General features: G+C 46.7%; 25 protein-coding genes. 7 read left to right on the top strand and 18 right to left on the bottom strand.

Annotation, left to right across the window (positions count from 1 at the left end; all coding sequences use genetic code 11):
- Positions 1–73: 73 nt before the first annotated feature.
- Positions 74–955, bottom strand: a complete 882-nt coding sequence (locus AC4PM4_RS27845) for a diacylglycerol kinase (protein WP_063568189.1) — start codon at positions 953–955, stop codon at positions 74–76.
- 612 nt (positions 956–1,567) lie between these two features.
- Here AC4PM4_RS27845 and AC4PM4_RS27850 point away from each other — a divergent pair.
- Entirely contained in the window at positions 1,568–2,284 is a 717-nt protein-coding gene (locus AC4PM4_RS27850) for an NPP1 family protein (RefSeq protein WP_491615052.1), read from the top strand.
- A 67-nt stretch (positions 2,285–2,351) separates the two neighbouring features.
- On the opposite strand, the gene AC4PM4_RS27855 is transcribed toward AC4PM4_RS27850, so the two are convergent.
- Both AC4PM4_RS27855 and AC4PM4_RS27860 read right to left on the bottom strand, forming a co-directional pair.
- Entirely contained in the window at positions 2,352–2,768 is a 417-nt protein-coding gene (locus AC4PM4_RS27855; RefSeq protein ID WP_063568191.1) for a DUF4395 domain-containing protein, read from the bottom strand.
- 89 nt (positions 2,769–2,857) lie between these two features.
- On the bottom strand, positions 2,858–3,781 hold the full coding sequence (locus AC4PM4_RS27860; protein ID WP_491615053.1) for a ketopantoate reductase family protein: 924 nt from the start codon (positions 3,779–3,781) through the stop codon (positions 2,858–2,860).
- A 168-nt stretch (positions 3,782–3,949) separates the two neighbouring features.
- Here AC4PM4_RS27860 and AC4PM4_RS27865 point away from each other — a divergent pair, with 168 nt between their 5' ends.
- The gene (locus tag AC4PM4_RS27865) at positions 3,950–4,516 is read left to right on the top strand and encodes a TetR/AcrR family transcriptional regulator (RefSeq protein WP_063568193.1); all 567 of its coding nucleotides are present in this window, start codon (positions 3,950–3,952) and stop codon (positions 4,514–4,516) included.
- On the opposite strand, the gene bioC is transcribed toward AC4PM4_RS27865, so the two are convergent.
- The 8 genes from bioC to AC4PM4_RS27905 all read right to left on the bottom strand — a co-directional run bounded on the left by bioC (position 4,513) and on the right by AC4PM4_RS27905 (position 11,836).
- Positions 4,513–5,376: a malonyl-ACP O-methyltransferase BioC gene (gene bioC / locus AC4PM4_RS27870; protein ID WP_491615054.1), complete on the bottom strand. Its 864-nt coding sequence runs from the start codon at positions 5,374–5,376 to the stop codon at positions 4,513–4,515. The genes AC4PM4_RS27865 and bioC overlap by 4 nt on opposite strands.
- Positions 5,357–6,154: an alpha/beta fold hydrolase gene (locus AC4PM4_RS27875; protein ID WP_400349113.1), complete on the bottom strand. Its 798-nt coding sequence runs from the start codon at positions 6,152–6,154 to the stop codon at positions 5,357–5,359. The genes bioC and AC4PM4_RS27875 overlap by 20 nt, the downstream gene beginning before the upstream one ends.
- Positions 6,151–7,329 (bottom strand): 8-amino-7-oxononanoate synthase, encoded by a 1,179-nt coding sequence (gene bioF, locus AC4PM4_RS27880; RefSeq protein ID WP_491615056.1) that lies wholly within the window; start codon positions 7,327–7,329, stop codon positions 6,151–6,153. The genes AC4PM4_RS27875 and bioF overlap by 4 nt, the downstream gene beginning before the upstream one ends.
- A 13-nt stretch (positions 7,330–7,342) precedes the next feature.
- Positions 7,343–8,341 carry a biotin synthase BioB gene (gene bioB / locus AC4PM4_RS27885; RefSeq protein WP_465115218.1) on the bottom strand — a complete coding sequence of 333 codons (999 nt, stop codon included), beginning with the start codon at positions 8,339–8,341 and terminating at the stop codon, positions 7,343–7,345.
- A 2-nt stretch (positions 8,342–8,343) separates the two neighbouring features.
- Positions 8,344–9,078, bottom strand: coding sequence for a dethiobiotin synthase (gene bioD, locus AC4PM4_RS27890; RefSeq protein WP_491615058.1), 735 nt, complete (start codon positions 9,076–9,078; stop codon positions 8,344–8,346).
- The gene (gene bioA, locus AC4PM4_RS27895) at positions 9,075–10,433 is read right to left on the bottom strand and encodes an adenosylmethionine--8-amino-7-oxononanoate transaminase (RefSeq protein WP_079697192.1); all 1,359 of its coding nucleotides are present in this window, start codon (positions 10,431–10,433) and stop codon (positions 9,075–9,077) included. The genes bioD and bioA overlap by 4 nt, the downstream gene beginning before the upstream one ends.
- Before the next feature lie 330 nt (positions 10,434–10,763).
- Entirely contained in the window at positions 10,764–11,543 is a 780-nt protein-coding gene (locus tag AC4PM4_RS27900) for a sirohydrochlorin chelatase (protein WP_491615059.1), read from the bottom strand.
- Between the two features lie 2 nt (positions 11,544–11,545).
- Positions 11,546–11,836 (bottom strand): YerC/YecD family TrpR-related protein, encoded by a 291-nt coding sequence (locus tag AC4PM4_RS27905; RefSeq protein WP_017690665.1) that lies wholly within the window; start codon positions 11,834–11,836, stop codon positions 11,546–11,548.
- Between the two features lie 449 nt (positions 11,837–12,285).
- On the opposite strand from AC4PM4_RS27905, the gene AC4PM4_RS27910 reads away from it, so the two are divergent.
- Positions 12,286–12,918, top strand: a complete 633-nt coding sequence (locus AC4PM4_RS27910; RefSeq protein ID WP_079697190.1) for a hypothetical protein — start codon at positions 12,286–12,288, stop codon at positions 12,916–12,918.
- Positions 12,919–13,095: 177 nt separating this feature from the next.
- Positions 13,096–14,187 carry a DNA alkylation repair protein gene (locus tag AC4PM4_RS27915; RefSeq protein WP_465115209.1) on the top strand — a complete coding sequence of 364 codons (1,092 nt, stop codon included), beginning with the start codon at positions 13,096–13,098 and terminating at the stop codon, positions 14,185–14,187.
- A gap of 361 nt (positions 14,188–14,548) precedes the next feature.
- Here AC4PM4_RS27915 and corA read toward each other — a convergent pair whose 3' ends face one another.
- The 4 genes from corA to AC4PM4_RS27935 form a co-directional block, all read right to left on the bottom strand.
- Positions 14,549–15,508, bottom strand: coding sequence for a magnesium/cobalt transporter CorA (gene corA / locus AC4PM4_RS27920; RefSeq protein ID WP_063568080.1), 960 nt, complete (start codon positions 15,506–15,508; stop codon positions 14,549–14,551).
- A gap of 352 nt (positions 15,509–15,860) precedes the next feature.
- Positions 15,861–16,850 (bottom strand): inorganic phosphate transporter, encoded by a 990-nt coding sequence (locus AC4PM4_RS27925; protein ID WP_063568079.1) that lies wholly within the window; start codon positions 16,848–16,850, stop codon positions 15,861–15,863.
- A 14-nt stretch (positions 16,851–16,864) separates the two neighbouring features.
- Positions 16,865–17,482 (bottom strand): DUF47 domain-containing protein, encoded by a 618-nt coding sequence (locus tag AC4PM4_RS27930; RefSeq protein ID WP_063568078.1) that lies wholly within the window; start codon positions 17,480–17,482, stop codon positions 16,865–16,867.
- Between the two features lie 216 nt (positions 17,483–17,698).
- Positions 17,699–18,766, bottom strand: a complete 1,068-nt coding sequence (locus tag AC4PM4_RS27935) for a DUF3048 domain-containing protein (RefSeq protein ID WP_491615061.1) — start codon at positions 18,764–18,766, stop codon at positions 17,699–17,701.
- Positions 18,767–19,108: 342 nt separating this feature from the next.
- On the opposite strand from AC4PM4_RS27935, the gene AC4PM4_RS27940 reads away from it, so the two are divergent.
- Together AC4PM4_RS27940 and AC4PM4_RS27945 are read left to right on the top strand one after the other, a co-directional pair.
- The gene (locus tag AC4PM4_RS27940) at positions 19,109–19,648 is read left to right on the top strand and encodes a DoxX family protein (protein WP_064642274.1); all 540 of its coding nucleotides are present in this window, start codon (positions 19,109–19,111) and stop codon (positions 19,646–19,648) included.
- 159 nt (positions 19,649–19,807) lie between these two features.
- On the top strand, positions 19,808–20,020 hold the full coding sequence (locus AC4PM4_RS27945; protein WP_063568075.1) for a hypothetical protein: 213 nt from the start codon (positions 19,808–19,810) through the stop codon (positions 20,018–20,020).
- Positions 20,021–20,199: 179 nt separating this feature from the next.
- Here AC4PM4_RS27945 and AC4PM4_RS27950 read toward each other — a convergent pair whose 3' ends face one another.
- The 3 genes from AC4PM4_RS27950 to AC4PM4_RS27960 all read right to left on the bottom strand — a co-directional run bounded on the left by AC4PM4_RS27950 (position 20,200) and on the right by AC4PM4_RS27960 (position 22,474).
- Positions 20,200–20,988 (bottom strand): DODA-type extradiol aromatic ring-opening family dioxygenase, encoded by a 789-nt coding sequence (locus AC4PM4_RS27950; RefSeq protein ID WP_063568074.1) that lies wholly within the window; start codon positions 20,986–20,988, stop codon positions 20,200–20,202.
- 179 nt (positions 20,989–21,167) lie between these two features.
- A complete protein-coding gene (locus tag AC4PM4_RS27955; protein WP_063568073.1) occupies positions 21,168–21,998 on the bottom strand; it encodes an alpha/beta hydrolase in 831 nt (276 codons plus the stop codon).
- Between the two features lie 239 nt (positions 21,999–22,237).
- Positions 22,238–22,474, bottom strand: a complete 237-nt coding sequence (locus tag AC4PM4_RS27960; protein ID WP_072735716.1) for a hypothetical protein — start codon at positions 22,472–22,474, stop codon at positions 22,238–22,240.
- Positions 22,475–22,888: 414 nt separating this feature from the next.
- Between AC4PM4_RS27960 and AC4PM4_RS27965 the strand changes: the two genes are divergently transcribed.
- Positions 22,889–23,722, top strand: a complete 834-nt coding sequence (locus AC4PM4_RS27965) for a DUF1129 family protein (protein WP_491615062.1) — start codon at positions 22,889–22,891, stop codon at positions 23,720–23,722.
- Positions 23,723–23,727 lie beyond the last annotated feature (5 nt).

The following is a 23,727-nucleotide window of genomic DNA, read 5'->3' on the forward strand; positions in this document are numbered from 1 at the left end:
ACCATGAGATTATACGTGATCCCACTGCACACGGCAACAGGAAATCACATTTTCTCCCCGATCCATACTACGCTTAACGATACAACATCAGGTGATGACGCAGGTTCTTGAATGTCGCAGGCAATGTGCCGCCCAGCTCGCCATCCAGGTTCAACTGTACATAGCCCGGCGACGTTACTTCCATATAATCCGTTTGGAAATGAACGACCTTCTTGTCGTTCAGATGTTCACCACGCAGCGCAAGGGTTACGAGGCGAATCATGTCAGCCAGATTACACTTGCGGACACCGATCACATCGAACAGACCATCATCAATGGTCGCACCCGGAGCCAGCTTCTCGAAGCCTCCAACGGAGTTCGTATTGGCAATGAGGAACAGCATGAATTCATCATGAATTTCTTCCTGACCCGCGGCACGGATAACCAATTCCTGCGGAGACAGGCTCGCCATTTTCTCAATACCCTTCATATAATAGGCCAGTTGCCCAATCATCGTTTTCAGTCGGCTTGGCACCTCATAGGTCAGTTCGGTTAACGAACCCCCGCCCGCAATATTGATAAAATATTTATCATTCGCCTTGCCCAGATCGAGCGGACGAAGCTGCTGGTTAATGACCAGATCCACGTAATCTTCCCACTGCCTCGGAATACCGAGCGCACGCGCAAAATCATTCGTCGTTCCCAAAGGAAATACACCCAGCGGAGGACGATTCTCCCGCTCGGCCATGCCGTTAATGACTTCATACAACGTACCGTCGCCGCCAGCAGCAATAATCATGTCATATCCTCGTTCAATCGCCAGCTCCGCTTCCCGGGTTGCATCCCCCTCACCCGTTGTTGCGTGACACGAGGCTTCAATACCACCTTGATCCAAACGCTGCAAAATATCAGCCAGACGTTTCTTCATTTCTTCCCGGCCTGAAGTCGGATTATATATCAAGCGAGCTTTTTTCATCTCATACGCCACCTATTCCACATTATCCATGAGTCTGAACGACCTCATTTTCTTACTATCCGAGAGTGACCGTAGTCGGGCATCATTTTACACAATGACTCACGTCCGTTAATCCTGCCCCAACACTTTTCTCTACTTATATATATGCATAAGGAATTCCGTCTCATTCCAAAGCCTTTATGTACTATCATATCATCAAATGTGAAGATGTCCTAGCCTGTAATACATAAGTAATTATTTTCATATCGATTATAACGAAATTTTACATCTGGATAACGATAACGATAAAACCTAAAGAATTATCCCACTCCAGCAATGACGAGCATGCTCTCTGTTCACTTCCGAACTTGTCTATCCTTTACAAAATAAACCTCTAGCACTCCTCTTGAATCTAATCCTATGGATTTCCTGTCATTTATAACCATCCATCACCATTCTGCCCGCTTGGGCCGGAAATAGTCTAATACCTTCTCAAATCATGAGAACAACCATATCCTGCAAAAAATTTACAAAAACCCGAATGAGATGACAAATAAAATGAAACCTTCTCCAATATAGTCTTAGTGCATCCTCAACACATTCCAATATCATACCCATGAAGGAGATCACCGAATGAAAAAACTCGTATTATTGCTTATGGTTTCGCTCTTGGCCTGTATTCCCTTTGTCACAGACGTTGAAGCGGCAGTCATTAACCATGATCAGGTTGTCGGATTCCAGGAAGTAACTCCCGTCACAGTCACGCAAATAACAGCCAAGCGTTTCCAACCCTACTTAAAAGTCTACCATGGATGTGTTCCATTCCCCGCCGTGGATCAACAAGGCAATACCAATGCAGGCTTGCAAACCTCCGGTTCCCCTAATGGAAATTGCAGCTCAAGTACAGGGCAAGTGTACTCCCGTTCGGCATGGCATAATGGCGTATGGGCTATTATGTACGCATGGTACTTCCCGAAAGACTCCCCTTCCTCCGGTCTCGGCCATCGTCATGACTGGGAAGGTATCGTTGTATGGGTAGACAATCCCGCAGCACCAAATCCTCAAATCCTCTCCATCGCCTATTCAGGACATGGGCAGTTCACGAATGTTGCACCAAGTAACACGAACCTGAACGGTACGAATCCTTTGATTAGTTACAACAGTACTTGGCCTCTAAACCATGAGCTTGGCGTTACTGGAACCGTCGGTGGAATGCAGCCTTTGATCGGCTGGGATGATCTGACGTCTGCGGCACGCGATGCGCTGAATACAACTGATTTTGGCAGTGCCAATGTTCCGTTGAATGACAGCAATTTTACAAACAATTTAAACAAGGCCTGGTTTAGATAAAAAAAGTAAAATCCCCTTCAAGTAGATACAGAACTTGGAGGGGATTGTTTTTGCAAAATCATGTAGTTTAAAAACCAATCTTTCTGCCAGCTCGGAGCTGTTTATACCAAAAATATACGGTGCAGCCCACACAGTAACCGAGCAATGCGGCACTTGCAGCGAGGAGAAGCATCGACGAGAAAATATAACCTGCTACCTGCCAACCAAGGCCGAATGAGACAAGTGCCAGCGTGAGAAACAATACGGCCAGAACATTGTTGAAGCGTTGCAGTTCCACTGCCTGTGTCTCTGTCCCTTTTCCAGTTAACACGGCCTTCCCAATCTGCACAAACAGATTAAGCTTGCCTCCGGATGCCAGACCGACAACTTGAATGATCCATAATGCTCCCAGAATTAACGGCTGGTTGAACAGAAATGACAGGACAACAAATAGCACAATCCCAATCTGGTTCGCTTTGACATAGCGCATAGGCACTTCCCGCATCTACATATCTCCTTATCCCCATTTTATTAGTTGGTTTAATTGTAGTCTGTAAATGAAGTAAGAGCAATAGGAAGTTGCTTTGATCATGCTTATAAGATGGAATAGTCCCTTTTCAAGATCTCCCAATGCGGTGTTGGTACACCTGTAGCCTTTTTCCATTCTGTAAATGCATTATTTAACGCCTCGATCTCCCCAAAAGAACCCGCAACCAGTTTATAGATCGGAAGCTTACTATACATCTTTAATAGAAGGTAAAACATCCGCTGATGTTTGCGAATCAGTTTCGCCTGAATCTCCGGTATAATCGTTATGCCCATAGCCTCAAGCACGCTAAAGCCCTCATCCATCGCCCCAATCATATGTTGGATTTGCTTTCTGCTTCCGTCCAGCTTGATCATCTCACGCTTTTCATTAAAGCTCACCGCATTAAGCATCAGAATGGGCACAATATGGCTTTTCAGCCAGGCATCGATATCGTCCAGGTAATTCAACTTGTATTTCGTCTTCTCAAAAGCTTGACCCAGTATCGATTTAAAGGCAATCTCACCGTCCAGTCCACCAATCACCATTTGCCCTCTTGCTCCACCAATGGATAACATACGGTCTTCTTGCCGCCGCCCACCGCTGACCTGGAAACCAAACGCTATCCTTTTTTCCACCTTGCTGTTTTCCGCCAAAAAGATTTGCATGCTTCCTACATCTGCATTGTTGCCGACGATCACCAAGTTCCTGCTCTGATTGGCTGCCAAAATAGGCAGTACTGATGGAAAATCGTTGTACTTCATAACCACGAAAATAAGATCATATTCATCTTTCTCTTCCAGCGTTCTTGTTACCCGAACCGGATCAACGGTCGTTTTAAGCTGGAACACATGACGAATGACAATACCATCTCTCTCCAGTTCCTCTGCCCGCCTCCCTCTAGCCAGAATGGTAACGTCATTTCCCCCACGTACCAGAACCTGCGCCAACTGACTGCCCAGAACGCCTGCGCCATACACTAATATATTCATTAGTTATCCCTCTATTTCAATTTTTTATGGATATTCGTTGCTTTATCAACATTTGTTGATAAAATAAGAGTAACAAAGCATCTGCAACGCTTCAATCGCTAAAATATCCGTTATTGTTGAATAATCAACGAATGGATCCATATTGTTGAAAACATCAAAGGGGGAGCCATGGACAGACGAGTGGTCAAAACAAGAAAAGCTATAACCGATGCCTTTATCGGGTTGTTAGAAGAGCAGGATTTCGAGCAAATTACGATTAATGAGATTGCTGATCGGGCCAATGTGAACCGTGGTACCGTCTATTTGCACTACACGGACAAGTTCGATCTGCTGGATCAAAGCATTGAGACGTATTTGCAGCAGCTGGTGGAGAGCTGTATGGTAGAGAGTCCTACAACGCCCATGACCGTCAAGGAGGCGATGCTCCGAACCTTCTGTTATCTGGAGCAGCACGCCCCTGTTTATACCACGCTATTAACCCAAAAAGGCATTCCTGCCTTTCGAAACCGGCTGATGAAAATCCTGATTCAGGGAGTGGAAGAGCAGGTTGATGCGTGCGGCATTCACAAAGGTATCAATCGGGAGATCACTGTACAATTTCTGGCTTCTGCCGCCGCTGGGCTGCTGGAATGGTGGATCATGAATTCCATGCCTTATCCGGCACAGGAGATTGTCGAAGAACTGATGTCTTTGCTGGAGCTTCATCTGATTCTTCCTTCTCAGGTAAAGGGTTAATAAGGAGCTACGGATTGAATAAACAGGAGATCATATGTTGCCGAGACTCCTCCCTGTATGCTGAACTTGTCCTCGTACTGCTTATACATGTTGGTGAATAAACGTCGTAAACTGTACCCAGGAATCGTTGCTGCTTCTGAAGTGCTGGCTCCCATTCCTTTAACCGAATACAGAAAATCCCTTGCCGAAGCATACTTTTCCATATGAATCGAACGCTCACAATGGAAACTAGAATATCCGGATTCCTGAAGCATGATTTCCCATTGAACAGGTGAATGAAACGAAAGTCCATGTCGCTGTGATTCCATCCCGTTGGCACGATAAACTTCATCAAATGCCTCATGCATCTCACGAAATGTATCAGGCCCGAAGGTCGTAAATATGAGCAAGCCACCCGGGCGCAGCATTCGCCGCAGGTGACCCAGTGTTTCCTTCGGCGAACTTAGCCATTGAAAACAGGCGTTAGAGACGATGATATCCACTGAGGACTCCGATGCATTTACGGCCCATGTCTCAATATCCGCCTGTAGAAAACGCAAACGATCCGTTGTACAATCCCCTTCACCTGGATGCTGTGCTGATCGGAACCGTTTTGAAGCCACTTCGATCATCTCGGGTGCAATATCAAGTGCAGTAATATTCGCATTAGGCCATTCATTCACTAGGATTTGAGTCAAAGCCCCTGTGCCACAACCGATCTCAAGAATGCTCGGATTACTTAAGACCCCTTTGTTCTTCCATTCCTCGAGGGATCTTGCTAGCTGATCAGCCATAGAACGCTGAATATGAGCATGTGCATCATAAGAAGTGGCACTACGATTAAATTGGCGTTGAACAACACTACTTCTTCCAATGGTCATGCCACCATCTCCTCCATTCATCAGCGATGTGTACTTCTTTTCCCAAAAAGGGTGCATGCCCGCAGCCTGTTAATGTAATTAACTTAGCTTGAGGTAATTGAGTCATAAGTTCCAAGCCAGCACCGTAAGGACATATCCTATCCTCAGTCCCATGAATAAGTAGAACCGGACAATCGATATTCGGCAATTGAGACAAGCATTCCTCGCTTCGTAAAATCTGCAGGCCTGCAAGTAGCGCTTGCGTTTTCCAGCCCCCCATAGGAGGTAGACGTTCAGCAAGACCCGCCTCCCATTCTTGCTCCGTAAACATAATCTTTCGAAAATTGGCTTCCACTGCGTGTTGATCCTTTAAAATCCCTTTGATCATCTGCCTAACGTATGCATCTGCCAAGCCGCGGTCAAACTCTTCTTTTGAGCGGGTAAAACGAGCCGTTGCACCGAACAGCACAAGGCCATCCACGTAACCTTTAGCCGCTAGTCTGAGCGCCAGTAAACCTCCGAGCGACCAACCTGATATCAGAAGCGGACCGTGTGCTACTCTCTCCCTGCAAACTGACCCTTCAATACCTAACATGTCTCTAACTGCTGTTTCAGTTAAACACAGGATTTCCTCTGGAGAATCCGCAACACTATAATCTACAGACATATGACGAAATTCAGGCAATAACAGGCGAAGACGGTCAAACATCGCATCAGGCATGCTCCATCCCGTTAGCCATAGTATGGTTCCACTTGTCTCCTGCTCAATTTGCAGTGGACTATTATCCAAGGCATTCATAAGCTCAGCACCCCTAACTGCAGCCCGATTTTGCAGATTTGTGCGCTGGCATCATTCAGTTCCTTAGGGGTATGGTCGGCAGATAAGGAGAAGCGGATTCGCGCTGTGTCATCAGGAACGGTAGGCGGTCGAATAGCGACCCCAGCAATACCGCCTGCTTCAAGTGCCTCACTGAAACGAAGAGCCCTTTCGTTATCACCAACAATTATCGGCACAATAGGAGAGTCCCCGGTCCCAACGTGAAATCCGGCATCCCTAAACGAAGAACGAAATAATTGACTTGCCGAGTAGAGACGTTCCCGGCGCCAATGATCCGCTTGTACCAAAGTTAACGCTGTTGATATACCAGCTACCAGAGAAGGCGGCAATGCCGTTGAATAGATAAGTGGCCTTGCTTTGTTAACGAGAAAGCGGATTAATGTTCGGCTGCCGCAGATATAAGCTCCATATAAACCGAATGATTTGCTAAACGTCCCCATGTGCACATCCACTTCATGATGCAATCCAAGCTTAAAGCAAAGTCCTTCGCCCCGTTTCCCGTAGATGCCCCCGCTGTGCGCCTCATCCACCATCAGCATTGCCCCGTATTCTTGTTTGAGCGCAACGAGCTCTTCCAAGTGTGCTTGATCACCATCCATTGAAAAGACGGCATCCGAGACAATCAGCTTACGTCGTTTATCCCGATATTTGTTCAATAATAGCTTCAGATGTTCCATATCATTATGCCGATACCGGGCATGTTCCGCGCGGCTCAGCACAATACCGTCCACGATGCTGGCATGGTTTAATTGATCACTAAAAACGACATCACCCCGGCCCACGAGCGCACGAATGACACCAGAATTAGCCATATAGCCATTCGCAAAAACAAGCGCGGCTTCACTCTGCTGCCAAGTGGCCAGCGCTTCTTCCAGACGGCCATAAGGCGGTCGACTCCCAGTAACAAGACGAGATGCGCCCGAGCCTCCTCCTTCGGTAAGAAGCGTCTCGCGAATTGTATCGATGATAGCGGGATGTCGAGCAAGTCCCAGGTAGTCATTGGAGGCCAGGTTGAGGAGCACCCGGTTTCCTCTCCACGTATAACCAGGGCTATCTGGAACCACGGCACTATCACGCAAGTAACGTTCATTGGAGGCATCAGCCAATAACGCAATTTCTTTTTCCATCCAATTCATAGTCCGTACCGCCTTAAAGTGCATTTAACTCAATCTCAAAACCCAAATCTTCAATCATTTGATGATCATTCGATATTTCCTGACCTGCTGTCGTTAAATAATCACCTACAAAGAGTGAATTTGCAGCATACAGCGACAAAGGTTGCAATGTACGGAGGTTGATCTCGCGTCCACCCGCAACACGAATCTCTTTAGACGGACAGATGAGCCGAAATAGTGCCAGTACCTTGAGCGCCTTCATAGCCGGAGTGCGTCCAGCTCCTTCCAGAGGGGTCCCCGGTATCGCATTGAGAAAATTAATCGGAATTGAATCCGCATCAAGCTTACGGAGCGCGAAAGCCATCTCGACAATTTCCTGATTACTCTCACCCATACCGATAATGACACCGGAACAGGGGGACATGCCGTATGCTTTAACCTTTTCCACAGTTTCAATCCGCTGGTCATAGGTATGCGTTGTGGTTATCGATGGATAATTGGCCTTGCTTGTGTTCAGGTTGTGATTGTATCGGTGCACACCTGCTTCAGCTAAACGTTCTGCTTGACCGTCCTTCAAGATTCCTAGACAAGCACAGATTTTAAGGGGCATCGTTTCACGGATTTCTTTTACCGCCTCTACCACTTGATCCAGCTCCTTATTCGTGGGACCTTTCCCTGAAGCTACAATGCAATAGGTTCCTGCTTTACGCGCCATAGCTTCATGTGCTCCTGCAAGCAACGTTTTTTTGTCGAGCAAGCTGTATTTTTGGATGGGAGCGGTGGATACAATGGATTGTGAGCAATAACCGCAGTCTTCGGGACAAAAGCCGCTTTTGGCGTTGATGATCATATTCAGCTTCACTTTTTTGCCGTAAAAATATTGCCTCACTTGGAAAGCCGCTTGCATTAGCGGCAGTACCTCATCGTCGCTTGCTTCAAGCACGGCAAGTCCTTCTTCCATTGTTAAACATTCGCCATTCAACGATCGATTCGCAAGCGACGACCATTCTAGATTAGTTACCGTTGTTTTCAACTTCATTCCTCCTCCATGGATTGAACTGTTAGTGCGTGTCTGATTGGTGTTAACTGGATCTTTTCTCGAATCACCTGGATCAACAATTCCGTATTCATTTCGTCCATCAAGCGAGGAAAACGTCCAAGAAAGGGTATGCCGCAATAACGTTCAATCAGCTCCGCGTTTGTTGTGATGCTGGAATCGTTATAAATCTCGTCAGATTCACCATCGTTAAGAATAAAACCTACGATCGGTACCCTATGCTGCTGCAGGTATGACACTGTAAGAAGTGTATGATTAATCGTACCTAAACCTGTCCGCGCAACGATCAGAGCCGGTGTCCGTAGCTTCGAGATTAAATCCACCACAAAAGAGTCTTCGGTCAGAGGAACAGCGACACCGCCTGCTCCTTCAATGAGTACCGATTCGTATCGATCTGCCAGCTGCTGACCCGCACTGATAATCTCCTGTAACGTAACATCCACCCCATCCTGCTTAGCAGCGAGCATCGGGGTCAGTGGAGCTTGGAATGTAAATGGCGCCACATGCTCGGCACGCTCATGAATTCCGGTGTATTGCAACAGGCGTTCTGCATCGGTTTCTCCGCTGCCAAGAAGTGCACCGGATTGCACGGGCTTCCAGACGCCTATATTCCGTTTTTCAGCACGAAGCGCAGCCACAAGAGCCCCTGTAACGATTGTTTTCCCAACCCCTGTGTCCGTACCTGTTACGAATAATCCGCGAATTACATTCATGATTCCAAACCACCTTCGGTGACGTCAAAAATGGATTGCATCAAGATATCAATCATTGCTTCAAGCTCAGCCTCTGTGCTAGCAAGAGGAGGAATGAACACAATAACATTGCCAAGGGGTCTCGTAAGCATGCCAAGCTCTCTGGCCCGCTCCGTTACCCGAACGCCAATACGTTCGGCCCAATCGTACGGTTCCCGAGTTGCTTTATCCCGTACAAGCTCAATTCCTAACATCAATCCCTTCTGCCTGATATCCCCGACGTGCGGAGAATCTTTAAGTACTGAGAGCTTCTGCTCTACAAAAGCCGCCTTTGCTCTTACACCTTCCACTAGGTTGCGCTCTTCAAATAGTTTCAAGTTAGCCAAAGCAACTGCGCAACCGAGCGGGTTACCTGTGAAGGAATGACCATGGAAAAATGTTTTTTGCTCCTCATAATCGGCATAAAATGCGCTGTACACCTCATCTGTTGCCAGTGTCGCTGCCACAGGTAAGTAGCCGCCTGTAAGGCCTTTGCCTATCACCATCAAATCAGGTGAAACTTCTTCCAGATCACAAGCAAACATAGCACCTGTCCTGCCGAAGCCTGTCGCCACCTCATCGGCTATGAACAGTACACCATATGCACGGCAAAGTGCTGCCATCTCGCGTAGACAGCCCTCTGGCATTATAAGAATGCCGCTAGCTCCTTGCACAATCGGCTCCACGATAATAGCCGCGATTTCATCTGCACTGGTTTCAAGTACATTACGCAATGCGGTTAACGTAGCTTCCATGGCTTCCCGCTCGCCGTCCTCATGTCGATAAATGTAAGGATATGGAATGACATGAGTAGGAAATAGCATGGGACGGAACACATCATGGTACAACGGAATTGCACCGACACTCACCGCACCAATCGTATCTCCGTGATAGGCTTGATTCATCGTGATAAACTTCGTTTTACCGGTTTCTCCTCGGTTCTTCCAGTATTGAAACGCCATTTTCACTGCGATCTCAACACCCGTTGCGCCCGAATCGGAATAAAATACTTTATTTAATCCCTCTGGGGAAATCTCTACTAGTTTCTCAGCAAGTTCAATAGCTGGCACATTAGCCATTCCGAGTAACGTAGAATGTGCAACACGTTCCAACTGATCCGTTATGGCTTGGTTCAGCTCGGGTATGTTATGTCCGTGAACATTAAGCCAAACCGAGGAGAAGCCATCATAATAAGCACGTCCCTGGACGTCATAGAGCATGACGCCTTCGCCTCGTTCAATGATGAGAGGATCAGAGTTATTGTAATCTTTCATCTGCGTAAAAGGGTTCCATAAATGGGCCTTATTTATAGCTGCAAGCCGTTCATAATGTGTCACAAGATATCACCTTCCGTTAGATCATTTCAATTGTTAACCAAAATTATTTTTGAGGTTAACAATTGAATGTTGACATCTTATCAGACAAAAACTTTCCTGTAAAGATAATCATTTCTGAGTTAAAACCCTCACCTCCACTCTGTATGAACGGATTGAACCCGGAACTTCGGCTCGTAAAGGGTTTGGCCTAATGCAAAAAAACACGCCTGATTCGGCGTGTTTTGTCTAAAATACATATAAAAACAAAAAAACGGCATCTCTGCCGTTTGTGTTTAAGCTATTGTTAGAGATAACGGGAATAATCGCCAGCAGCGACTTGTTTTCCCTGAATTAAAACCTAACCTTATTACATCTTTCCAGTAAAAGTTGAATTTGGCGCTCCAGCCACTTTCCTAATAAAGGATGTGGGAGCAGTGCCTCACCACTATACGCGTAATCCAGTTCCTTCAGCCGGCCCGGGATCGCCTTCATGGTGAAATAACCGGCACTCAAAAACAGCGGCGCCACAATAACCCGGCTCCCCCGCTCTTCACTCCAGTATTTCGCCTTGTCGTACACACTATCCGGATTTAGCAGCGCATAATCGGTATGAGCAACACCGCTTACTTCCTGCACCCGCTGTGCGAGTGAAGAAATGCCCGCTTCCCAGCGCTGACGGAATCCATCGTGAATACTCCCATGTCCGACTAACAGGATCGTCTCCTGTTCTGGTTGCTGCGACAGGGCCTTTACCTTGTCCCAGACCATAACCGCAATATCCGAGTCGTTACCCACAGGATAACCGAAGTGAATTTGTGGATTCACCTCGAAGGGTTCCAGATCCGTCTCACGCTCCGGAGCGTCTTTGGCACCGATGGCATACTCAATCTCATCCACATGTGTACTACCGGACGAAACAAACAGAGGTACGACCAATATATCAGTTACGCCCTGTGCTTCCAGTCGGTTGATACCGTCCTGGATCAGGCGTCCTTCCACAAGCTCAAGAAACCCGGCTTCAACGGGCAAGGGTTCAGGCAGATTCAACCGGGAGACCGCGTCATCGACGGATTCTACCCAGGTCTTCTCCTGAGAACCGTGACTAATGATGAGTACACCCGGTTTCTTCATCCTTAACGTCCCAGGCGTTCCAGCGTCATTTTATAACCGTCATTACCGTAGTTCAGGCAGCGTTTTACACGAGAGATCGTGGCTGTACTTGCACCTGTCTCAGCTTCAATCTGGTTATAGGTATTTCCTTTGCCAAGCATACGCGCTACTTCCAGCCGCTGGGACATGGATTGAATCTCGTTTACCGTGCAGAGGTCATCAAAAAACACATAACACTCTTCAATATCTTTCAGAGTCAAAATAGCCTCAAATAATTGTTCAATGCTTTTATCATTTAGCTTTTTCAGCTGCATTTCATCATCATCCCCTAGCGGTTACTGTGTACCTTCATTGTACCCAGCCTGAGTTGGTATTTCAAGCGTTAACGATTTCACGCACTACAGAATAAAAATACATGTTACCGCTTTCATATAGCATTAATGTCCTCCCTGCGCGCACAATCCCCCTCTATCTCACGATTTATCCCCTTTTTCCGCGTATATTTCCGATTAATTATGTAGGAATTGTTATGTTTAAAATGTGACAAATTTGTGTCCAAACCATATAATTCCACTGCGAACCTATCATACTCTCCTGCGCCCAAATCCGCAAATATCCCGTTTTACGGGATACTCGCCTACGCCGTCTCTCCGCTAATGACATACAGTATAGCAAAAGGGAGTTCCAACTCGGTCTGTTATGCACGTCCAGCAGCTGAAGGAACGCAATTCCGAAATCCAACATAGAAGGAACGTGATAGTTCATGCCACAGCATTATTATCACCGCCAGCCCGCTCCACGGCAGCGTCCGGCTTCCCATACGCAACGGCAGGCCCATACTACTGCCTATATGCCGCCACGGGCATTGAATGAAGCTCAGGTTCCACCCATGTATCCTGGAGTAGAGCCTTACTACCCTCAATTCCAAGAGGTTGAAGCATCCGGACTTGTGCCTTATAGTCCAGGTGGTCCCGGGGGACCCGGTGGAAACTTTTTCGGCGGGGGAGCTCCTGTTGCTCCCCCTGTTCCGGTGGAAGCTCCTGCGTCTTCCTCAGGCTTTTCCCTGGCCAACATCGGAGAACTGAAAGGAATGATCGACCGCTTCGGTGGAATTGATGGCATCATGAGTGGAATCGGCAAAATGCAAAAGGTCGTTGGCGGCTTCCAGCAGATGGCACCCATGATGAAACTAGTGATGGGGATTCTGCCTTTTGGAAAAGGAAAAAAAGGAAGCAGTGTTGCGGATAAAGATTATGAAGAGTATTCGCCACCTCGCTCACGCAAACGCCGTAAAAAAACGACCTCTGCTCCGCGCAAACGGAACACGAATAGTAAAACTGGCCGGAATAAATCCAATTCTACCAAACATCGTCCTAAAAAAAGCAAAAAGCTCTAACTCTTTTCCCAGGCGCCCTCTTACATAAGGGGGGGCCTTAATCCACTTCCATCTTATTCTCCCCTTCAATCCACTCATTCTTTCATATAAGAGAATATTCATAACCTTTTCTTAAGAACCTATGTTCTTATTCCCGTGAATTGAGGTATACTGTGTTATAGATAAAGGAGGCGGATTATGGAACTGTTTAAAGACAAATATACTCCCGCATTAATCGACCGGACAGGAGAAAGGTTACACCACTTCTACCCCAAGTTGGACAAGCAGCAATTTCGTGAACTTGTATTTGCCGAAGGCTGGGGAGAGCTGGAATTCAAAGCTCGTATCCGCCGCATTACGTCGGCATTGACCGAAGTTCTCCCTGACAACTATGAAGAGGCATTACACGTGATTGAACAGGCAGCACCACAGATGCGAGGGGTCGAGTATTTGTTCGTTCCTGATTTTATTGAAGTCAACGGACTTGCGCCGGAAAACTACGAACTATCCATGAAGTACTTGACCCTCTTCACACCTTATTCCAGTTCCGAGTTCGCGGTACGCCCGTTTATTGAACGCTACCCGATCGAAACGATGAAACGCATGATGGAATGGACGGGAAGTTCCAATGAACATATACGCAGGCTTGCCAGTGAGGGCAGCCGTCCACGTCTTCCATGGGGTTCCAAACTTCGGGAATTCATCACCGATCCAACACCAGTACTTCCCATTCTGCATGAATTGAAGCAGGACGAGTCCCTGTATGTCCGAAAAAGTGTAGCCAATCACCTGAACGACATCTCGAAAGACCATCCAGAACTGGTCCTGGATTTGGCCTCAAGCTGGTACGGACAACATGAACATACGGACTGGATCGTTCGTCATGCAAGCCGCTCATTACTGAAAAAGGGACATCCGAAGGCGCTGAGTCTCTTTGGTTATGTCGAGCAGGATGCGACACATATCGAGCATCTTCAGCTTGCAAGAGATACCGTGGCCATCGGGGAAGATCTCCATTTTTCCTTTGATGTCGTTAATGAAAGTGGTCAGTCACAGATGCTGCGAATCGAATATGAAATCGGATATATGAAAGCAAATGGCAAGCAGGCACCCAAGCGGTTCAAATGCTCTGACAAAACCTTCCCTACCGGAAGAACCAAGGTTGCAACGAAGCAATCGTTCAAAGTCATTACGACGAGAAAGCATTACGCTGGTTTGCATACGCTAACGATTGTCGTTAATGGACAACCTACAGCTACAGCCACATTTGTATTGGAGCAAACAGAGTAACCTGCGAAGGGCCAGTAGCCATCCAACTTATCATAAAAAGGTAGGAAGGTTCTTTTATGATATAAATCCCATGTTAAAATTCAGCTCATAGCATCCATTCCTTGAGAAATTCCCCAAGGCGTCTTCAGTACTGAAGATGCCTATTACTTTTTCCATCCTGTTCGTAACAGCCAAACTCCCCCTCAAATAAAGTTATGCACATGATGCTTCTTCATTTACTTTTATCCACATGTGGACATCTATTCCGAAAATGAATCTATATGTACTCTTATTTGCCCTCTTATGCACATCATACACAGGCTAAAGAAGCGATCTGTGGAGATCGCTAACTCTTCACTTGCTATTCAGTTTCTATTCTTCCTTACTTAAACCAGCCCCGCTTCACGAACCAGGCCACCATGCTTCCGCCCAGAATAAACATCAACAGCAGCACAGCTCCATACCCAAACTTCCATTGCAGCTCAGGCATATAAGCAAAGTTCATACCATAGATCCCTGCAATCAGCGTCAGTGGCATAAAGACTGTTGTTATCACGGTGAGGGTCTTCATAATCTGGTTCATACGGTTGGAATTCAGCGAAATGTAACTGTCGCGCAGGTCAGCCGTCATCTCCCGATCAGCTTCAATCATATCCGTCAGCTTCAACAAATGGTCATAGATATCGGTAAAATATACGGTATGCTCTCCTGTTCTCTGCACATGCTGAGAATTGACTACACGATAGAGCAGATCCCTCATAGGCACTACCGTCCGTCTAAGCTTCAGCAGTCGACTGCGCAAGTCGAACACCTGATTCATCAGGTCTTCCACCGACTCCTTGCCGCCCCGGTTCTCCAGTTCAGCCAGCTCATCCTCTATGGCAAACAGAGACGGGAAATAATGATCGACCAGCTTGTCCATCACCGTATATGCCGCTGCCACCGGGCCTCGGGCCCAGATGGTTCGTTCGTGCGCATGATGCAGCAACCTCTCCCAAGCTTCATCAACTTCCTCCAGTGCCCCGTGATGAAAGGATACCAGGAAGTTCGCACCCAGAAACAGGTCCACCTCTTCCGCTTCCAATGTGGTCGGATTCAGTGCATGCAGCACGAGGAACTGCAAATTGTCATAATAATCGAGCTTAGGTCGCTGCAATACATGCATACAATCCTCAATAGCTAATGGATGAAAATGAAAATATGTATCGAGCAACTGGCTTTCCTCTTCGGAAGGCTGATTGAAATCTGCCCATACCCAAGCGTAATCCTGCAGATCCAGCTGTGTAAGCGGTACATTTACAGATACCTGATGATCCCGTGAGATGGCGAGTGTACGAATCATAAAATAGACCACGTCCTTGTCTTGTATCCTTTACGTTATTGTACAACTTTAACCACTGAACCGTCTCCTGCAACAGCCCATTATACACACGTTATCCTGCAAACGCGACAACAAAAAAAGCCAACCCTGTTGGCTTCTCTCATTTCCCTATCCACAGTTTTCTGTATCCACAGGAATATCTTCTTTTGGTTTATCATTCCACGGATGGCTATCCACATATCCAGCCTGTCCACACGTTCATGCACAGGCGTCTCTTCTTTTTGGTTGTATAATTGTCCACATATCCCGATATTCACATAGTTATGAACAGTTTGTCTGAAACCCAGAATTTGTCCCGGAACACATTTTCGAATTAGAAAATGATCCAGTACAACAATCCTGCCAGCGCCCCGGTAATCGGAATCGTAATAAACCACGTAATAATGATACGTCCGGCAAGTCCCCATTTCACGGCTGAGAAACGTTTCGCGGAACCAACACCCAGAATGGCAGATGTGATTGCGTGAGTTGTACTCACCGGCAGGTGGAGCAAGGTTGCCGAGAAAATAACAGATGCGGCTGATAGATCAGCTGCAAACCCGTTAATCGGTTCAATTTTGAAAATTTTGGTTCCCATCGTTTTAATGATTTTCCAACCACCGATGGAAGTACCGAGTGCCATCGCTGTTGCCGCGGAGATTTTAACCCACAACGGAACATCCAGATGATCCTGTACGCCTGCTGCGACCAGTGCAAAAGTAATAATCCCCATTGCCTTCTGCGCATCATTGGTACCATGCGTAAACGCCTGGAGCGCTGCTGTGAAAATCTGTACCGTACGGAAACCTTTGTTCACATTATGCGGACTGCGTTTGGCAAAAATATATTTGAGAATGGTCATGACCACATAACCGATGGCAAATGCGATCAGAGGTGATAATAACAATCCTCCGACGATGTCAATGAATCCACTCCATTTGACTTTATCAGCGCCTGCGCCAACGAGTACAGCTCCTGCAAGGGCTCCAATCAATGCATGTGAGGAAGAGGACGGAATACCAAACCACCATGTAACCAGGTTCCAGATAATCGCCGCGATCAAGGTGACTATGACGACCTCAATCCCGTTATCTAGCGTGGTGGGGTCGGTTACACTCCCCCCAATCGTCTTCGCAACTCCCGTAAACATCATGGCACCGACAAAGTTCATCACCGCAGCCATAAGAATAGCTCGGCGTGGCGTCAGTGCTCGGGTCGAGACCGAAGTTGCAATGGCATTCGCCGTGTCGTGGAATCCGTTGATGAAGTCAAACGCCAGTGCAAGGAAGACGACTATACCCAATACCCAAATCGTTGTTTCCATTATTCTCTGGCTCCTTAAGAATTACGCATGATGATGGATTCAAGCACATTGGCAACATGTTCACAAGCATCCGTTGTCGTCTCAAGACGTTCATAGATTTCTTTGCGCTTGATCAATTCAATCGGATCAGGCACGGTAGCAAAAAGGTTCTTGATACAGTTGCGCAGCACTTCGTCCCCCTGGTTTTCCAGATCGTTCAAACGAATCGTGTACTCGCGAATCGCCAGCAATTTTTTCTGAGACAGCAAATGAATGGCCTTCTGAATTTCGTAAGCCGATTGGCGCAAAATTTCAGCGAATTGAACAATATATTCGTCCGGGTCAGTCAGTTGGTACATATAGAAACGGGAAGCCGTTGCTTCAAGCCCGTCCAATACGTCATCAAGTGTTGTTGTCAGTTCCATAATATCATCGCGTTCGATCGGCGTGATAAATGTCTTGTTGAGCTCTGTAATGACGGTATGCACATAATCATCACACTGGGACTCGTACTTCTTCATTTCATTGGCAAAAAGAGTCACATCCTGAAGGTTGGAAACATGTTGGGAGAAATAATCAGCCGCTTGCACGACCGTATCTGCCATGTTCTCTAGTGTCTCAAAAAATATATCCTTCTTCTTCTTAAGCTTCATAGCTCTATCCCCTTTACGAGAAATTGCCGATAACCGATGAAACATGAAATGACAACCTTTGATATCTTATCATAAATGTTTCACGGTTTGTACATAAGGCATGATCCTTTTTTATATTCTTATCACATAAATCTGAAATGAATCTTAATTATTTGGAATGGCTGGAAAAATGATGATGAAATTTTACACTGCGTTTACATTTCTCTTCAAATTGGATTAATTTTCAATTTCGACATGCCCTGCAAAATCAGGCTGATTCGGAACGATACTAATAAAAGTCTTGCCAGGAATAAGAGCAACTTCGGACCCATTTTGCACAAATCGAATAATGTCACCTGGTTTTTTGACCCACTGTCCTCGAATCATCTTGCCTTTTTGAAACAGCATGGCTTCACCACCCTGCTCCAAATTAACGGAAATTCTGCCCACATTGTCGAGCACCTTGTGATCTGCACCCGCTACAATAATATTGGCCGCTCCAATGGGATTGCCGTTATCCAGATCCTGATCTGCCTTTCCGTTCACCAATCTCATATATCGTCCGCTAACTTCATCATAATCATACGTGACCCGGTAACTCTCCAATAAATAATGAATATCGAACTGCTTGACCAACTCTCCGGCGGACGTGGCACCTTCTTCGTTATACGTATATACAGGGGACTTAAAGTCGTGACTATAGCCTTTGGTATCCGCGCCTTCTCTCAGCTTGTCCGCCGACGTATATAGATTGTGCGGTGCTTTGCGATCGGAGGAACGCCAGAAATAAGGGCCGCTATTCGATATCTCATCCATATGCTGTTTCTGCTGCTTTTGTAAAATAGAATAGGCATCCGGGCTGCCACCCGCATGAACCAATACCCCATCGTAACTCTCACCAAGCTCGATCAGATACGGACGGATACTGCGCACGGGTCCAACCGTTTCTGCCCCGCCTTCACTTTGGAAGATGGCAATAAAACGGGTAATACCTCCCTCAGCGAGCACTTCAATAATAATATCTGCCGCACTCAGACCTGACTGGGGCCGCGCTGCAGGTGCATTGTTAATCATAACTGCCAGCGGACGGCGCGTAATTGCTTCATCAACAGGCAGACCCGTCAGCGGTGCTGTGTAGAGCGATGTGGCAGGTTCTTCCGTTTCTTGTTCTTCCTGTACGGGTGTGGGAACGGACTCCGGCTTCGGAATCTGGACCATCTCCTTACTCTGGCAAGCGACCAGACTCAGGGCCAGAATAAGCAGCGACGCCACTGATGTCGTTTTGTTCCATTTCAGTTGCTTCAATATATGTACCTCCTGGACGATATGGCTGAAATCTAGGCTGTAGTTGCTCTTATGTAAGTGACCATTTCACGTATTTCTTTCCATTTAATCACACACAGCACCATTTGTCTTCGATATGGAGAGCAATTTCTACCCTTCATTTTACGTTTGAAACTTGAGACAGGATGAAAAATATGTCCTAAATGTGAACTTCTCAAACCTTACTTAAAATTTGAACTAGATTGTGATAATAATCACAAACAGAATGACTTTTGAACTATACAATAAAGACATCAAAGGTGATCACTTAGAAAAACAAAAAAAAAAACAACACACACTAAATTCCATGAAGGAGTGGTTTATATGTTCAGCTTCAACCAATGGCTTAGAGAAAACAAAGTGGCAATGTGGATTTTGACAGTACTTCGGGTGTATATCGGTTACGACTGGATGACACACGGATGGGGCAAATTAACAGGTGGATTCCAAGCTGGCGGATTCCTTGCAGGCGCTGTAGGAAAAGCAACGGGTGAAAACCCAACCGTTCAAGCTTGGTGGGGAACATTCCTTGAGAACTTCGCGGTACCAAACGCAGGACTGTTCGACTTCATCATCCCGCTGGGTGAATTCCTTGTAGGTCTGGGTCTCATTCTTGGATGCTTTACAACACTCGCAGCACTGATGGCGATGGTCATGAACTTCGCGTTCCTCTTCTCGGGAACAGTAAGCACGAATGCTCAATTAGTTCTGATGGAAATCTTCCTTGTAGTCGCTGGTGCAAATGCTGGTAAAATCGGTTTGGATCATTGGGTAATGCCTTACCTTCGCGGATTGTTCACTCGCAATAAAGGCAGTCAGCCTAAAGATACACCAACGATAAATCATACACACAAAACAGCCTAAATATTAAATAGACATTTTCCGGTCCTGCTCCCCTCCCCCTGGAGAGCAGGACTTTTTTTGGTTTTTTATATATGCTTGTAGGTCAACTGACTTGCCCATCGACAGAAACACGTATTATGATGAACATATCGATCGATTACAATCAAAGGAGTACATGACATGCCAACCCAGCGCCGCCTTGAAACCGATGCCGACTTCCAGGAAGCCATGGAAATGAAGCATAAAGTTCGTGTTTTTAAAGATAATCACCAGATTGATTCCGGTGGCGTCATTATCCGTTTTGACAGCAATACCGTTGTTATTCAGTCCAGTGTAAGTGAACTGGCATATCACTCGCGTACAGCATGTGAGCTTTTTGAGATTCGCAAGTGATTATACTAAAATGCAGAATGCTCAGTCATAGAAAAAGGTTCCTGAGGCCCATTACGCTGGCCGCAGAAACCTTTTTTTGGTTCGGCTAATTCATAACCTAAGTCTGTCTGGTCGATGAACTAGGTGTATTTGCAAAATAAAACTCAAAGACTTGTTCACATACTCTTGTTTGTTCCAAGTTATACGCCGTCACCAAACTGCCAGCAGTTTAAACTGAGCGTACCGTAAGGATACGACTGGAATAGACGTTTTGCAGATCGTGACATATCGGCCGTACCCATAGCATAGAACAAAGGCGCAATGTGCTCCGTTCCATAAGATGGAACTGCTGTGCGGGCATGGGGCGCTTTTTTGTCATACTGAAACAGCTCTCTCGTATTCCACTGCTCAAGCCGCTCGCCAATCCAGTTATCGAATTCCACTGCCCAGTCTTGCGGCGGTTCATCATTACTGCCAAGCATACGCAAGTTATGAACCGTTCCACCGCTGCCAATGATCAGCACATTATCATGACGCAGCTGCTCCAGCATCCGGCCTATATCATACTGTTCCTGCGGGGAACGCAACGAGTCGACAGATACCGCAATAACAGGAATATTGGCCTCTGGATACATGTGTAACAGCGGTACCCATACCCCGTGATCCAATCCCCGGCCTCGAACCGGTTGATGTGGAAGATTACTACGAGTGAACAGAGCGCAGATCTCATTCGCAAGGTCTGGCTGACCAGGAGCCGGGTAATTCATTGTATACATATTAGAGGGAAATCCGTAAAAATCATGCAAGGTCTGATGTGTATCATCCATTGTCACAGACGGTTCGGGACGATCCCAATGCGCCGTAAATACAACAATGGCTTTCGGAGCCGGCAGCCTGTCTCCAAGCTGGTTCAAAAAGTGAGTGTAGTCATTGCTCTCCACCGCCAGAGCGGGAGAACCATGCGCAATGAATAGTGCGGGTAATGTCATTGCTGCCAACCTCCAGACACGGATAGGATGCTTACCCTTCTATTTTACCCCGAAGAAGGCGCTTTTCCAAGCTAACATCCCAATCAGATGCAATATGGACGCGCATGTTACCTTATGGACCGATCCATGTTGGCTATAGAATGCTCCAGCCTAATCATAGAGATTGATATTTAGCCCTCTTAGATCATCCAGTGCTGCCAATCCTGTTCAATCTTCTGACGCTCTCCTAGCCATTCTCTCGTACGCGTAATCAGCTGTTCACGCTCTTTACCTGAAGAGAAGGTATGATCGCCCTGGAAAATAATCTCCTTGTCGCAGCGGCCTTCCTGGCGCATCCAGAATACCTTTTGATACAGGAATGCGTAATCGACAGGAATGATCTCATCCGACGTGCCGTGCACCACCAGAACATCTCCGTTAAATTTAACGGCTTCCTGGTAAGGCTGATGTTCAGCCAGTGATTCAAAGAATGCTGGTGTAAACTTGTAGCCAAGATAATCAGCAGACCCCAGTTTCACCCCTTCATCGTACACATCACGTCCGGTAATCTTCACAATATCATTGAACGGATATCCCACGGATGACCACATGACGAGATTCTTGACCCGTTTGTCACGGACAGCAGTCAGCAGAGCAACAGCTCCACCCAGACTATGACCGATCAGCGTTACACGGGTTGGATCTACATCACTGCAATTTACCGCATAGTCCAGCACAGAACGTGTTTGGGTAATCATGGATTCAAGTCCTTCAGCTCCATACTCACCGCTGCTCTCCCCGCAGCCGATGTAATCGAAGCGCAGCACCAAATATCCATCTTCGGCCAGCTCACGGGCGGTCTTCACAAAGAGACGATCCACACCGATCCGACTTCCTACGAATCCATGGCAGATGACAGCAAGAGGCACGCGCTGTTGGTGATTTCCCTCCTTAATGTCTTTGACGACCGGATAATGTATCGTGGCTGTTAATTCTTCCTGCCCATGACGAATACTGATCTGACGCTCCATGCCCATTTCCCCTTTCCATTCTTCCCTGCTCATGTTCATTTTGTTAATTATATATAAATCCGATAAGTTTAATGTGTATTAAGATGATATTAGTATATTATCATCCTGTGAACCTCAAGTCAACGTGAGTAAATGTCCATTTCTAGACGTACCTTGTCTACATTTTATCGGCAATTTCGCAAAAAAAATGAGCCAAGCTGAACACAGCTGACTCGAATCATTCCTAATACTTGAAGCCATTACTCATAACTTCGACGGAACATCTCATGGGTCTCCACACGCCCCTGCCATTCATGTTCATGAGCCGAATTCGAGCTCCCCCAGAAGCTCCCTGACTGAAAGGTTCCTTCTGTATACTCTTCCGCATATTCAGCATCCTCCAACGTCTCCTCCATTGGCACAACCTCATCCGTTACTCCGCGGGAGTTGCTGTTTAGCAGCAGCTTCCTTGTTAATTGTTCTGTTTGTTGATCCATCCCTGCCACACTCCAATCCCTGGTTTCTGTTGGAAATGCTACTATTGTGGTGGAATCGGCTGTACTTTATTCATTCTTCACACAATCGTTAGAACTGGATGAGCACTTACGCATATTAACGGCGGACCACGGAGAACCTAAGCCATATATCATAGCCAACATTTGCCTCCGATTCCTTCTGGCGAAAGGGTTGAATTCATGGAACACATCTTGGAATGGATTCGTAGTCACGGAAAACTGGTGCTGCTATGCACCTGTGTCATTCTGGCCTGCGCAGGCCTATGGTCGAATCGTAAACAGTTGTTTTATAAGGAATGACTTTGCGAAACGAGAGCCCTTCCCGTATACTAAAATACCGTCAGGGTCTCCAGATTCACCGGGGATCAGAACGTGTGTAGACAGGGGGAGCAATCATTGGGGATTTCCTATAAGAAGTTGAAAGAAATACAGAATCGGCAAATGACCGAAATGAGTAAGATGACACCGGAACATGTAAAACTGTTTGATCAGATCAGCACCATTGCGCGTCAAGCACCTGCCGATGAGAGAACGCAGGAAGAATGGATTCTCTCGGCTGGAAGAGCCATCGTACAAGCTCAGCGTGACGGCAAGCCTGCTCGTGAGTTATATGGACCTGATATGCAAAAGGATATCTATTCACAACTAGGAGTAGCAGACAATAATCCGTCCGCAACTGCTGGTGAATCAAATATGGACTCATCCAGAGCTTCAAGTACGGCCGTACGGGGCGGAAGCAAATCCAATAAAACCAGTACGTCAGCCAAGAAGGCAGCAGCAGTTGAAGCCGAGCCTGCGGAGACTAAGGATCAAGTTAAACGGACGCCCAAATGGTACTTCATGATCTCCTGGGCAGCTTTGTCTTTTGTCATGCTGATTCAAGGTGCAGTTGGGCTATTTATTGGTTGGACGGGTGGAGATACGGAACCATTTAGCCATATCAGCCTGTTCTCCCTAATCGTTGCGGCGGTTGGAGGTATTGCATTGGTTGAAATGCTTCGCCGCCTTGCTGAGCGTCCAGATGATCAGGGAGCAGACAAGACGGCCAGACCACAGGTCAATCTTCGCGGAATCGTCATCTATATCGTTCTCGTTGTGCTTGTCTTATTTGTAGGATATCCGCTGCGTGACAGCCTTCCCGTATTTACGCTGGCTCCGTGGATTAGTCTCGTAATCGGGATTGTGGGATTGGCTACGTTGAGACCACTATTCGGACAAAAGAAAGCATAAGGATG

Source organism: Paenibacillus sp. MDV22-iso6 (assembly GCF_058408365.1).